We start from the raw sequence: 13956 nt of genomic DNA, 5'->3' as shown, positions 1-13956 counted from the left end.
TCCTGTCTCCGCTCCGTCGAAATCGTCGCGCAAGACGAGGTTGATGACACCGGCGACAGCGTCCCCACCGTAGATCGATGATGCGCCGTCGCTGAGGACATCGATCCGTTCGAGCGCCGACACGGGAATCATCGACAGGTCGACGAAATCGCCGATGGTGGAGGTCGGTGCGACCCGGTTGCCATTCAGCAGGGTCAGGGTCGCGCCTGAGCCAAGTCCCCGAAGGTTGGCGCCGGAGCCATAGGTAGAATTGCGCTGGGAATTGCCGTCCGTCGGCAGGCCCTGCGAGGTGAATTCGGTCGACCCGCCGCCGAAATTCTGCGGCAGGGTGCGGATGAATTGCTCTGTTGTCGTCACGCCCGACCCGAGAATATCCTCCCGGCTGTAGATCTGCAGCGGCGAGCTTTCCGGCGCAATGCCCCTCAGGCTGGTGCCCGTCACAGTGACGGTATCGATCCTCAGTGTGCCGGGGTCAGCCTTGGCGCGGGATGAATCAGGCAGGGTCTCGGCGGGCGCTTCCTCCCGCGGCGGACGTGCAGGCGGAACGACCGGCTCAGGCGCGTCTGTTCGTTTCCGGATGATAACCGCCTGGCCCTGCCCTTTCACGGCTTCGAGCCCACTCCCCTGAAGGAGGCGGTCCAGCGCGTCGGCCGGCGCGAAGGTCCCGTTCAGTCCCGGCGCCGCGCGCCCGGCCACAAGCGATTCGGAAAACAGGATGGGCGTGCCCGACTGGGCGCCGAACGCGCGCAGCGCGTCGCCGAGCATGGGTGCATCGATGTTGAACGCGACCTCACCGCCCGGCGCTGGCGTTTCGGCATGGACACCGCCCATGCCGGCTGACAGGATGATGGTTGAAGCTGCAGCGCTGAACAGCCGCGTTTTGAATAGTGACGGATTGAACATGGACCCCTCCGGATTGCCTGACCCGCGTCAGGGATCGCCCCGGACGCTTCAGCCTGTTCAACGAGTGGGTGAGCGGAAGTGGCAGTCCAGTTTTTACCTGTCCGGGGAAGTCCGCAATCAGATCACGTTGCGCCGGGCATCTGTTTAGGATGCAATTGATACTCTCCGTTGGATGGGACGCTTGAAAAGGAACATGCCGGGCTCGAGTCTCAGCGTTTAGCTACGCAACTCTCCTTCAAACAGAAGGGGGCTGACCTCGCCTTCGAGTAAAGGCACTGCTCGAACCCTGTACCGCCACGACAACGTGTTCGAGGATGCCGGTATTGTTGGTCAACTCAATCTATTCAGACGAATCCGGTGCAGCGGCAAAACTGCCGCCAGGAGTATCTGACCCCCGTCGATCGCATGGATTGCCCCTGCTTGCCGGCCCGATTCTTGGCGCTGACTGCCCGGAAACTGTAGCCCACCTTATCGAGTATGTTCTGTGGAACGACCCGGCATCTGGCGTGATAGGCCCCGCCGACGCAGGATATGACGACGTACCGGATTGTGCCTGTGGAAAAACGAGATTCGCTCCCAAGATATCATGGATCCTATGACTGTTTCCTATGAATAAGTCTGAAAAGAACACGTTCAATGCTCTAGTTGCATACGACCGGACGGGAAATAGATCTGCTTGTTTACACATCATCGCAATTCACCTACATGGCCCTATGCGTCAGGTATGGGTACTTGTCTTTTGCATAATGTTTTCCGTCTCGGGTGCTCTTCTTCCAGTCGAGCACGCCGCCGCGCACACACGCGCAGCTGACTCCCTGGAACAGGCAAACCACGATGATCACGGCAGTGATCACGTCTTCATGCCTGTTGACGCCCAAGCAGGGGCCAGTCCGGCCCATCAAGACCATATGACTGGAGACAGCGAAGATCATGCCGCTGATCTGCACTTTGTTGGCGTGACGCTACCTTCGCCAGCTACAGCCCGTCAGTTTCCGGCATCGCAGCTGGGGTCTCGTCTGGCGATTCTGGACTATCCGGCGCCACTATTGCCTCCAGATCCGGACCCCGACCGCATCTGACATGGAACGTCGCTGGCTGCTTCCGAGCAGGCCGGCTTGTTGTTCTTTGTCAGGAGCTTGTACTTATATGTCACTCAAATATGCCGGCCTCGCGTTAGCGATGGCCTGGTCTGCGCCCCACGCGCAGGCTCAATCCAATCCGTGCGGCGCAGCAACGTCTGATCGTCAGACGCTGACACTGCCCGAAGCCACCCAACTGGCCTTGGCGGTTGACCTCAGGTCCGATGCCGCTAAATCCGAAATCGCCACCGCGCATACTGCAACAGCGATTGCTGCGCTGCGTCCGGCGGACACAGTCGCGCTCGATATTGAGGACTTTCCCGGGATCGGAATAGCGGGAGACATTGACAGCCTTCAGGTGACGGGACGGTTTTCCCGCGTCTGGGAACGCGGCGGCAAGCGCGAAGCGCGCCAAATGCTCGCCAAGCGCGGCGTGGGCGTTGCCAAAGCGTCTCTCGCGGCAGCCCGATACAGCGTCGCTGAAGAAGTTCAGATACTCTATGTGGAAGCAGCGGTCGCCCAGCAGCGGGTTGCGCTCGCCTGCGAGCGTGTGAAAATCTCGCTCGATCGCGAAGTCGCCGTCAAGAAGCGGGTTGATGCCGCCAGGGACCCGCTCCTCTCCGGTGCGCGCGCTGCGTCTGACAGAATGCAGGCGGAAGCGGATGCGAGACGCTACGCAATACAGGCGGACAATTTCCTTGCGGCGCTCGGGGCCTATTGGGGAGCGCAAGGTGAATTTCTGACTGACCCCGACTTTCTGGAAGCCCGCACATCCCTCCGCAGTGTAGATCCAGGGTCCTTGCAGTCACCGGAAATCATTCGCCTTGAAGCCAGGCGTATGGAGGCAATCTCCCGAATTGAACTTGAGCGCACCCAGGCCAAATCGGATGTGACCTGGAGCGTGGGCGTGAGGAAATACGGTATCGAGGATGACATCGCGGTTATCGGCGGCGCCTCGATACCCCTCGGCGCACATGTACGGAGTGCTGCAAGCGTCGCCCAGGCCCGCGCCGAGCAGCGTCGGATCGACATAGAAAGCCAAGCCCTTCGACAACAATTGTTACGTCGAGCCGTGCAGTACCAGCGCTCTGCTGCCAGCGCGCTCACTGAAATTGATACGATCGACGCGATGCTTCTGCCTGGTGCCAGGCGCGCGCTGGATCTTGCGACCGAAGGATATGCGCGCGGCGCGCTGTCCTATCTCGACATCATCGATGCGCAACGCACACTGACGGCGCTGCGCGAGGAACGCCTCTCTCACCTGCGAACCTATATTTTGAGCGAAACAGCATTGGCCCGTCTGACGTCAGTCAACGACACACCTGGCGTCCGCGAGGAGATACAAGAATGAAATATCAATTGCAATTTGTCTACGTCGGCATAGCGGCAGCCACCCTGGTCGCCTGCGGTGACCCCTCAAACGTGAACGCACCATTGTCCAGCCATGGAAACAATGCCGAAGCCGCCGAAGATGGTTACACCCGCGGCCCGCATGGCGGACGACTGCTTGAGGATGGTCAATACGGACTCGAAGTAACGATTTTTGAAACAGGTGTCCCTCCACAGTATCGCATCTACCCGTTCCTGGACGGCCAGCCGCTCGATCCTTCAAAGGTGGATTTGACGATTCGCCTCCACCGCCTGGGCGGGATGACAGACACGTTCAGCTTCACGCCACGTCAGGACTATCTGATGGGCGACGGCGTCGTAACCGAGCCGCATTCCTTCGACGTAGAGGTGGAAGTGCGAATTGCGAACGCAACGCATAGCTGGCGTTTTGAATCCTTCGAGGGTCGCACCAGGATTGCCGACACTGTCTCGATCGAGGCGGGCGTGGAAGTTGCGGCGGCTGGACGTGCGACCATCCGAGACGCCCTGACATTGTCCGGAGAGGTGACGCTTGCGCCGTCGGCGACCTCCGAAGTCAGGGCGACATATCCGGGTCCCGTGCGGGCCGTCAGCGCGAATGTCGGAGATACCGTCCAGCGCGGACAGACGATTGCGCGGATTGAATCCTCGAGCAGTCTGCAAGAATATACCGTCACCGCGCCACGTTCTGGCACAATTCTCGAACGCCACACCAATCTCGGTGATGTTGCTGGCACTGAAGCATTGTTCGTGATTGCAGACTTCAGCCAAATGGAGGCCTATCTGCACGTCTTTCCCCGAGACGTTTCACGCGTGAAGACCGGACAGGATGTCCGTCTCGGCGTTGCTGGCGGCGAGTTGAACGTCGACACGACGATCTCACGCTTCCTTCCAATGGCCGGGGTGAATTCGCAAACGCGTGTCGCTGTTGCGAAAATTCCCGCCGGATCCGGCCTTCAACCCGGGATGCGTCTCATGGCGGAGGTCATAACGGCCGAAACCGACGTCCCGCTCGCTGTGAGAGAAACCGGCCTGCAAAGTTTCCGGGACTTTACGGTTGTCTACGCCAAGGTCGACGAAACGTACGAGGTCAGAATGCTCGAGCTGGGGCGGCGGGATGGCGAATACGTTGAGGTGCTCGGCGGCCTTCGGTCCGGCGAGGTCTATGTCACGGAAAATTCCTTCCTCATCAAGGCGGACATCGACAAGTCTGCCGCCAGCCACGATCACTAGGGGGGCTTAAACATGCTTGCTCACATTATCGAATTCTCGATCCGCCAGCGCTGGTTGGTGATGGCTGTTGTTCTGGGTCTTGCGGGTCTCGGAATCTGGAACTTCAATCGATTGCCGATCGATGCTGTGCCGGACATCACCAATGTCCAGGTCCAGATCAATACCGAGGCGCCCGGTTACTCACCCCTCGAAATGGAACAGCGCATCACGTTCCCGATAGAAACCGCGATCTCCGGCCTGCCGGGTCTCGATTATACGCGATCCGTGTCGCGCTACGGCCTCAGCCAGGTAACCGTGGTTTTTGACGATGGATCCGACATCTACCGCGCCCGCCAACTTGTCACGGAGCGCATTCAGTCGGTCCAGGGCGTGCTGCCCGCCGGGGTCACGCCCGAGCCTGGCCCGATTTCCACGGGTCTCGGCGAGATTTATATGTACATTCTGTCCGCAGAACCCGGAGCCCTGAAGGAGGACGGCACGCCGTGGAACGCAATGGACCTGCGCACGCTCAATGATTGGGTGGTCCTTCCTCAGTTGCGCAGGGTGGAGGGCGTCACCGAAGTCAATACGATTGGCGGCTTCAAAAAAGAAATTCACATTCTGCCTGACCCGGCTGCAATGGCAGGTTTCGGCATCTCCCTCGACGACATTTTGCAATCCGTTGAGCGCAATAATGCCAATTCTGGCGCAGGTTACATTGAGAAGAGCGGAGAACAGAACCTCATCCGCGTTCCAGGCCAGGCGACGAGCCTTGATGACCTGCGTGTGATTACGATCAAGGATACCGGAATCGTCAGTGTCCGGCTTGGTGATGTCGCGGAAATTCGTGAGGGCGAAGAACTGCGCACGGGCGCCGCAACCCAGAACGGCGAAGAAATTGTGCTTGGCACAGCCTTCATGTTGATCGGTGAAAACAGCCGGACTGTGTCGGTCGCCGTCGATGCCAAGGTGGATACGGTCCGGCCCGGATTGCCCAATGGCGTTACGATCACACCGGTCTATAACCGAACGAACCTGGTGGACGCGACGATCAAGACTGTCGAGAAGAACCTGGCCGAAGGAGCGCTTCTCGTAATCGTCGTTCTCTTCCTCCTGTTGGGAAACATTCGCGCCGCGCTGCTCACGGCCGCCGTGATTCCCCTCGCGATGCTCATGACCGTTACCGGGATGGTGGAGAACAAGGTTTCAGGTAACCTGATGAGCCTGGGTGCACTTGATTTCGGTCTCATCGTCGATGGCGCTGTGATTATCGTCGAAAACTGCCTGCGCCGGTTCAGCGAGGCTCAGCATCAGCTTGGCCGTCTTTTGACTCGCGATGAGCGCTTTTCGCTTGCCGCATCTGCATCAAGCGAAGTTATCAAGCCGTCGATCTTCGGAATTATCATCATCACTGTTGTGTACCTGCCAATCTTTGCGCTGACCGGAATCGAAGGGAAGATGTTTCATCCCATGGCGTTCACCGTGGTCATTGCCCTGACTTCGGCATTGCTGCTCTCTCTGACCTTCGTGCCCGCGGCCGTAGCCTTGCTGGTCCGTGGCAAGATCAGCGAAAAGGAAAGCTGGCTCATGCGCGGGGCCACATCGCTATATCGTCCGGCATTGAGTTTCGCATTGCGGGCACGCTACGCCATCGTGATTGCGGCATTCGTGCTGGTCGGTTTCGCTGGCTGGGGCGCCACGAAACTTGGCTCGGAGTTTATTCCGAACCTGGATGAAGGCGATATCGCGCTCCATGCACTCCGGATACCCGGTACCAGTCTCACCCAGGCAATCGACATGCAGGAAATGCTGGAACGACGGATAACAGAGCTTCCTGAAGTCGAGCGCGTTTTTGCCAAGATCGGCACCCCGGAAATCGCGACAGATCCTGTGCCGCCCAGTGTGGCAGATACATTCATTATTCTGAAAGCCCGCAAGGACTGGCCTGAACCTCGCAAACCCAAGCCACAGCTGATTGCGGAATTGCAGGCGGCCGTCGAGGAAGTCCCGGGAAGCAAATATGAGATCACACAGCCGATCGAGATGCGCTTCAACGAGCTGATCTCCGGCGTCCGTGCTGATGTTGCCGTCAAGATCTATGGAGACGATCTGGATACGCTCGCGGACCTCGCCAAATCCATTGAAGGTGTCGTGGCCAGCATACCCGGCTCGGCGGATGCCCAATCCGAGCAGGTGACCGGATTACCCATACTGTCCATCCATCCCGACCGTGACGCGCTGGCACGCTACGGGCTTGATATCGCGGACGTACAACGCGTGGCCGGAATCGCGCTCGGCGGAGAGGTCGCCGGTCAATTCTTTGAAGGGGACCGCCGGTTCGACATTGTTGTCCGGTTTCCGGAATACTTGCGGACCGATGTCCGCGCGATCGAACGCCTGCCTGTTCCCCTTCCGGAAAGCCGCAGTGGCGGGAATGGACTGATGTTCGTTCCATTGTCGGAAGTGGCACGTATCGAAATTGCTCCGGGACCCAACCAGATCAGCCGCGAAAATGGCAAACGCAAACTGACCGTAACGTCGAATGTCCGCGACCGCGATCTCGGCTCGTTCATTACAGATCTGCAGACGGAAATGGACGCCCGAACCGATCTTCCATCTGGCTACTGGATCGAATATGGCGGCACGTGGGAACAGCTTGTTTCGGCGAGCAGGCGTCTCATGATCGTTGTGCCCATCGCGCTCCTGACGATCTTCGGTCTGCTCCTGCTACTGTTTGGCACATTCAAGGATGCCGGAATCGTCTTTACCGGCGTCCCTCTGGCCTTGACCGGAGGCGTTGCGGCCCTCGCGCTGCGCGGACTACCCCTATCGATCTCGGCAGGCGTCGGATTCATCGCCCTGTCCGGAATCGCGGTGCTGAATGGCGTTGTCATGCTCAGCTTCATCAAGCAGCGTCGTGAGGCGGGTGAAGCACTGGAGCCCGCGATCTTCGACGGTGCCCTGCAACGCCTGCGACCGGTCCTCATGACTGCGCTGGTGGCCAGCCTGGGCTTTGTCCCCATGGCCCTGAATATCGGTCTTGGAAGCGAAGTCCAGCGCCCGCTTGCCACCGTTGTAATCGGCGGAATCGTGTCAGCCACCTTGCTGACGCTACTCGTCCTGCCTGCGCTTTACCGGATTGTGCATGATGGCAGACTGGTCCGAAATTCCGCATCCGCCAACAACCGGCCGGCGACAGTCGTATAAGGGCATTTCATGGAATCGTCGGATAAAACTGCATGCTGAGCATCCTTGCCAACCGAACCTATCGCCACCTCTTTGCCGCTCAGGTCATCGCCCTGATCGGAACCGGGCTTGCGACGGTTGCGCTCGGTTTGCTGGCCTTCGATCTTGCCGGGGCAAATGCAGGGGCTGTGTTGGCCACAGCCCTTGCCATCAAGATGGTCGCCTATATTGGAATTGCCCCTGTGGTCGGCGCGTTTGCAAACCATTTGCCTCGCAGGGCATTCCTCATCTCCATGGATATCCTGAGGGCGGGTGTTGCCCTCTGCCTGCCGTTCGTTGACCAGATCTGGCAGGTCTATGTCCTGATATTCGTCCTGCAATCAGCATCGGCGGCGTTCACGCCGACCTTCCAGGCAACGATCCCGGACGTCCTGCCAGACGAGAAGGACTATACACGCGCCTTGTCGCTTTCACGACTTGCCTACGATATGGAGAACCTGACCAGCCCCCTTCTGGCAGCGCTGCTTCTGACAGTCGTGAGTTTCCACGCCCTGTTCAGCGGGACAGCGATTGGATTTATGGCCTCCGCGTTCCTGGTCGTCACGACGTCTCTGCCGGCACATGGGTCTGTGTCAGCTCAGGAAAGAGTTCTGACCCGCATGACGCGCGGCATACGAAACTATCTCGGCACCCCGCGTCTGCGCGGCATGTTGGCCGTCACGCTGTCGGCGGCCGCCGCCAGCGCCATGGTAATCGTCAATACCGTTGTCATCGTCCAGGACGGGTTGGGGCTCGACCAACAAGTCTACGCCATCACACTCGGCGCCTATGGTGCCGGATCGATGCTTGTCGCGTTGCTGCTTCCAACGCTCCTGGATCGGGTCAGCGATCGAACGGTCATGTTAATGGCGTCCGCCCTGCTTTCCGGAACCCTTTCAGTTCTGACTTTCGCCGCATTTGCATTGCCCGGCGGCCTGAGCTGGCCAACCGTACTGGGTGGTTGGCTAGTACTTGGCGCAGCCTATTCTTTGGCGATAACACCGGGCGGGCGCCTGCTGCGCCGGTCGTCGGTACCCGACAATCGCCCTGCCCTGTTCGCCGCGCACTTTGCCCTCAGCCACGCTTGCTGGCTGATTGCCTACCCAGTCGCAGGGTGGGTTGGCAGCCGGTTCGGTCAACCCTTCGCGCTCGCAGCGTCCGCAGGTCTTGCCGGCGCCGGTCTGTTACTCGCTCTTCGATACTGGCCGTCGGTCGCCGATGATAGGGTTGCCCACGCGCATTCTGACTTGCCGGCGGATCACCCTCACTTGAGCGAAGGACACAAGTTGGGAGAACCGGTGCATGAATTTGTGCTGGATGATCTCCATCGACGCTGGCCCTAACCGAAACTGTGATGAAGTAAAATGTTGAAAGGAACGAACATGATAAACATCTCCGCAAAGCCAGATGGCCGCGCCGACGGTAAATACCCGGTGCCATGTACCCCGGGAATGCTTGCCCTGCTCGGTGCGCTGGTTAGTTTTGGTGGCTGCACATCTGCCAACAACATTCTCAAGCCGGCGAATGCCGAGCGAACCGCAATCATAGAACAGGCTTGCGGGCCCTATCCGGTCTCCGGCCTCAAGAGCGGCGAGTCTCCGCGAAAGATCCGGTACCGGATCTGCAGGCGCTCGACCATTCAGACAATCGACGCAAAGCCAGAAACCGCAAATGACTCGTAACCTCCAAGTCATCAATCCAGGCCGCTTTTCAAGAACATCCCTCTTTCGGGTCGCTGCGGTTATGCTGGTCTCGTCGCTCCTCATTGGTGACGCATTCGCGCATGCGGTCGCAGAGGGTGACAAGGGATACATACAAGAGATCACAGGTGTGAATCTGGTCGCGTTTCTCTATCTAGGCGCCAAGCACATGATGACAGGTTATGACCACATCCTCTTTCTCCTCGGTGTCATCTTCTTTCTCTACAGGATGAAGGATATTGGCATTTATGTCAGCCTGTTCGCCGTTGGCCACTCAACGACAATGCTGGCAGGTGTGTACTTCAATATCGGCATCAACAGCTACCTCATCGACGCCATCATTGGATTGTCGATTGTGTACAAGGCGCTCGACAATATGGGTGCCTATCAGCGCTGGTTCGGAATTCAGCCAAACACCAAGGCGGCAACTCTGATATTCGGCTTTTGCCACGGACTCGGACTATCGTCCAAGATACTTGATTACCGGATTTCTCCTGATGGTCTTTTGCCCAACCTGCTGGCCTTCAATGTCGGGGTTGAACTGGGGCAGCTCCTGGCGCTCGGCGCGATCCTGATCGTGATGGGATTTTGGCGGCGCACACCCAGTTTTCTCAAACACGCCTATACCGCGAACATGGTGGTGATGGCCGCTGGCTTCCTGCTTATCGGCTACCAACTCACCGGCTACTTCGTCTCATAAGAGGATCCAGGTATGTACAACACAGATATGCCCACGCGTGCCGAACTTCCCAGTAGTGCCCGGCTTTTGCGCTCTACCCTGATCGCTGTGACCACCGCTGTCGCTCTGCTCGCTACCGTCATCCTTCCCGCAGAATATGCCGTTGACCCTACCGGGATAGGGGGGATATTGGGTCTTACGCAGATGGGAGAAATCAAACAGCAGCTCGCCGACGAGGCAACAGCGGATTTGGTTGTCGAAGCACCCGAACAGGAGCTTGCGGCGCAGCTGGGCGAGATCGTTCCGGACAGTGCGACCCAGGTCACAAGTCCCGACTGTGCGGATTCCGCACTCGCTTCGGTGACCGACGCTGAAAATACAGCCTGGCGTGACGAAGTCAGTCTTACGCTCGGGCCAGGGGAATCGGCAGAAATCAAACTGGTGATGAAAAAGGACGATACAGCCAGTTACGAATGGACCGTCGATCAGGGAAACCTGAACTCAGACCTCCATACCGATGGTACAGACGGCAATACAGTCAGCTATCGACAGGGGCGCGCTGAAACCAGCGACACAGGCGAGCTGACCGCTGTCTTCGATGGGGCGCATGGTTGGTACTGGCGCAACCGGAGTGATCTGTCTGTAACCGTAACGCTGCGGGCCCGGGGTGCATACAGCGAATTGAAGAGGATGCTTTGAGAGCAAGTTCGTTCCAGGTGCCAACCGATACCAATCGATTGTCAATCCATGGCCCCTCCCCCAAGCAACCAATCGCGTAGCAGAACATGCTATACAGTCCTCTGTGAGCCTTGTCCCTAATAGCCAGAATGGCCTGCCCTTCGAGGTGGTCCACGCGCCGTCCGGCGCGAAGGTTTCGTTCAGGCCCGGCGCGGCGCGCCCGGCAACCAGCGCCTCGGAACACAGGATGGACTTGCTTGACGGAGCGCCGAACCCGCTGCGCGCCGCCTGACATGCCTGCACCATTGATGAACGCACCCTCCGGCGTTTCGCCCTGGACACTGCGCATCCTGAAACGCCAGGATGATGGATGCTGGCGCCGCGCTGAACAGCCGCGTTTTGAATAATTTATTGTTGAACATGGCCCCTTCCGGATTGCCTGACCCGCGTCAGGGGTTCGCCCCGGACGCTCAGACTGTTCATCGAGTGGGTGAGAGGATGTGGCAGTGCTTTGTTTGCTCGTTCCGGCCCACCCTGGCCATGCCGGCCTGTCCAGCGCGTTTGGCAGGGGAAGCGAGGGCCAGAGGCATCGCTGCGAGACGGAATGTCTGCGCTTGTGATCCGGACACGTATTAGCGTCTTGACGCCGATCTCGCGACTCGCGCACGCCGCGGACACTGAACGCTCAAATTGCACCCAAATGCTTAACAAGGCGGACACCCTGACTGCCTATGCATGTCGGGGCGGAATCCAAACCATAAACGAAACACTTTCTGAAATGCACACACGTTTTCGAGACACTTTGCGGACAAAATCCCTGCGATTTTGGGTGACCCTGGGGATGCTTTTCGCCCTCGCACCGATCGCGCTCTCAGCCGGTGGCGGGTACGTCTTGTTGAATCACGGCGTGATCGCTCCCTTCCAGGACGTGGCCGAGCGCCAGAGAGACCAAATTGCTCCGGCCCAGAATTTGCGCCTGCTCATCTGGGACAGCCTGATCCCTGTCGATGAATACCTGCAGGACAGCGACCCGGTGCATACGGACACCTATCGCAATATCCGCGGACAGGTCGAAGTGGCATTTTCCGAGCTCATTTCGGCATTGGACGGCACGCCTCAAGCCCGCGGGCTCGTCGAGCGCGCCAGGGACAACTGGACGGTCGCAGACCAGCATGCGACCGAATTGCTGTCAGTGGTCGGATTGCCGGGAGATAGGCATGTCATCGAAACACAGCAGCGTTTCCATGGCAGCGTCGTCACCACGACCGACCTGCTGGCCGCGACATATACCCAGATCAGCCAGGCCATCATGGACGATCATGATATGGCCAATCGCTCCTATGAGAGATCGATGTGGCTGGCGGGCATCGCAGGCGGCCTGTCGCTCCTGTCGATTGCTTTCGGCGTCGTGATGATAGGCCGGGTCCTGTCGCAAAGCGTCGATCGTCTGGTCGATGGCGCGATCCGTTTTGCAGATGGCGACCGCCTGCACCGGATAAATGTCAGCGTTCCGCCTGAACTCCACCGCGTCGCTGTCGAATTCAATCTCATGATCGGGCGCATACAGGCGTCCGAGGAAGCCCTTGCCGAACTGGCCCTTCAGGACAGTCTGACCGGACTTGCAAACCGGCGTGCCTTTGATGGCGCGCTGGATGACATGTGGTCCCGGCATCAGCGATTTGGCGAGCCCGGAGCGCTTCTCGCGATCGACCTGGATCATTTCAAGCAGGTCAATGACACATATGGGCATGCCGCTGGCGACGAGGTCTTGCGCTCAGTGGCCAGTGTGATGAGGCACTGCCTGCGTCCCTCCGACAAGGTCTTCCGCGTCGGCGGGGAAGAGTTCAGTGTTCTCTTGCCCAGGACGGGTCTTTCCCAGGCGCACGAAACCGCCGAACGGCTGCGGCGCGCCATCGGGGCAAAAGCGGTCCAGTCAAATGGGAATATCATTACCCCGACGGCCAGTATCGGCCTGGCAGTGATGTCATCTGATGTCGACCAGAGCGCATTCGTCGCGCGGGCAGATACCGCCTTGTACGAGGCCAAGAGATCGGGCCGGAACCGGCTTGTCATCAATCACGGCAAGGGCATTGCCCTCGCCGTATAGGGCTCACTTGCCGATGCAGGGCCAGGTGCATAGCGTTGCCGATGCAGCGCTTGCGCCCGGCTTCGCAACTCGGTCAGCGCGCCCCGCGCATGTGATCCGGCCAAATATCATTCGATTTGGGTGCATCAGGCATCCTGACCCGCAGGTTCTACCGAGTCGGCAGACGAGGACTGCAGGGATGTTTCCCTAAGCCGCGCTGGCGACCAGTTTTGCGAGCTTTGCGGCAAAGAATCTTGCGCTCCAGAGATCGAGCGATTTCAGCTCATCCGGACGCAGGAAGCGGCGGACATCGGTTCGCGCGACCTCCCAGTCCACCTTGTCAATCCGGTCTCCGAGCGCACGGGTCAGCCAGGCTGTGTCGACCTTCAGGTCCGTCTGGCCACGCCAGGGGCCGAACTGGATGAGCGCGGCCTGAAGGTGCGCCAGGTTCGGGAACACGCCCCTGGCCACATACCAGGAGAAATCATACCAGTCCCGGCCTTTCAGGTATTCCCGGCAGAGCAGCGCATGGATCTTCAGGGCAAAATTCGACGCGAGGTCCTGGTGGCGCACCTCATGGTCTGTCGGAAAATCAAGGAACGTCCAGGTATCAGTGGAGAAGGCCGGGGGCTCGACATCGATCTCGAGCTTGATCCTGATTTTCTGGTCAGGCTGGCGGTCTGAGAATGCCAGGTCAAGTTGGCCGGCGATCGATGTGTCCTTGATCAGCGCAGCACGAATACGCTTGTCCATGTCCCCCTTCGGTTTCGCCTCGGGGCGAATACCAAACGTGGAAAACGTGTCCATCAGGGCGTCCAGATAAGGGGTCCAGTTGAATGTCCGGTCCGGTGCCAGGAGCATGAAGTCAAGATCCTCGGAAAACCGTGGCAATCCATGGAGGATGCGCAGGCTCGTGCCGCCCTGGAACACGGCGACATCGAAAAAATCCGCCTTCCAGAGCGCATAGAGGGCGATCTCCTGCATGATCTCCTTTGTTGCATTCTCCTCTTCCAGGCGGTTCTTCGC

The 13956-nt window shown here is 59.0% G+C and carries 12 protein-coding genes; 10 read left to right on the top strand and 2 right to left on the bottom strand.

Translation table 11 applies throughout. The features are described from left to right. Positions 1 to 903, bottom strand: a 903-nt coding sequence (locus tag VR74_RS19660) for a TonB-dependent receptor (RefSeq protein ID WP_045699733.1), incomplete at its 3' end; no start/stop codon positions are given. A 608-nt stretch (positions 904 to 1511) separates the two neighbouring features. Here VR74_RS19660 and VR74_RS21420 point away from each other — a divergent pair. The 10 genes from VR74_RS21420 to VR74_RS21410 all read left to right on the top strand — a co-directional run bounded on the left by VR74_RS21420 (position 1512) and on the right by VR74_RS21410 (position 12951). Further along, a complete protein-coding gene (locus tag VR74_RS21420; protein WP_155839373.1) occupies positions 1512 to 1982 on the top strand; it encodes a hypothetical protein in 471 nt (156 codons plus the stop codon). A gap of 67 nt (positions 1983 to 2049) precedes the next feature. Beyond that, positions 2050 to 3333 carry a TolC family protein gene (locus tag VR74_RS19650; protein ID WP_034742796.1) on the top strand — a complete coding sequence of 428 codons (1284 nt, stop codon included), beginning with the start codon at positions 2050 to 2052 and terminating at the stop codon, positions 3331 to 3333. Next, a complete protein-coding gene (locus VR74_RS19645; protein WP_045699731.1) occupies positions 3330 to 4583 on the top strand; it encodes an HlyD family efflux transporter periplasmic adaptor subunit in 1254 nt (417 codons plus the stop codon). Before VR74_RS19650 ends, VR74_RS19645 begins: the two co-directional genes overlap by 4 nt. A gap of 12 nt (positions 4584 to 4595) precedes the next feature. Continuing rightward, positions 4596 to 7769 carry a CusA/CzcA family heavy metal efflux RND transporter gene (locus VR74_RS19640; protein ID WP_045699729.1) on the top strand — a complete coding sequence of 1058 codons (3174 nt, stop codon included), beginning with the start codon at positions 4596 to 4598 and terminating at the stop codon, positions 7767 to 7769. Between the two features lie 32 nt (positions 7770 to 7801). Next, entirely contained in the window at positions 7802 to 9130 is a 1329-nt protein-coding gene (locus VR74_RS19635) for an MFS transporter (protein WP_045699727.1), read from the top strand. Positions 9131 to 9151: 21 nt separating this feature from the next. Then, on the top strand, positions 9152 to 9469 hold the full coding sequence (locus VR74_RS19630) for a hypothetical protein (protein WP_034742783.1): 318 nt from the start codon (positions 9152 to 9154) through the stop codon (positions 9467 to 9469). A 61-nt stretch (positions 9470 to 9530) separates the two neighbouring features. Then, positions 9531 to 10187 carry a HupE/UreJ family protein gene (locus tag VR74_RS19625; protein WP_335594544.1) on the top strand — a complete coding sequence of 219 codons (657 nt, stop codon included), beginning with the start codon at positions 9531 to 9533 and terminating at the stop codon, positions 10185 to 10187. A 12-nt stretch (positions 10188 to 10199) separates the two neighbouring features. Then, positions 10200 to 10865, top strand: coding sequence for a hypothetical protein (locus VR74_RS19620; protein ID WP_034742776.1), 666 nt, complete (start codon positions 10200 to 10202; stop codon positions 10863 to 10865). A 103-nt stretch (positions 10866 to 10968) separates the two neighbouring features. After that, positions 10969 to 11136: a hypothetical protein gene (locus tag VR74_RS21415; protein WP_299951450.1), complete on the top strand. Its 168-nt coding sequence runs from the start codon at positions 10969 to 10971 to the stop codon at positions 11134 to 11136. A gap of 549 nt (positions 11137 to 11685) precedes the next feature. Then, positions 11686 to 12951, top strand: a complete 1266-nt coding sequence (locus VR74_RS21410; RefSeq protein WP_299951447.1) for a sensor domain-containing diguanylate cyclase — start codon at positions 11686 to 11688, stop codon at positions 12949 to 12951. Between the two features lie 186 nt (positions 12952 to 13137). Here the strand turns inward: VR74_RS21410 and VR74_RS19610 are convergent, their stop codons facing one another. Next, a complete protein-coding gene (locus tag VR74_RS19610; protein ID WP_045699735.1) occupies positions 13138 to 13944 on the bottom strand; it encodes a nucleotidyl transferase AbiEii/AbiGii toxin family protein in 807 nt (268 codons plus the stop codon). Positions 13945 to 13956 lie beyond the last annotated feature (12 nt).

The sequence above is a fragment of the Hyphomonas sp. BRH_c22 genome, assembly GCF_000961795.1.
Lineage (GTDB): Bacteria > Pseudomonadota > Alphaproteobacteria > Caulobacterales > Hyphomonadaceae > Hyphomonas.
Note: the sequence above shows the minus strand (reverse complement) of the source record. Positions and strands in the feature narration are given on the sequence as shown.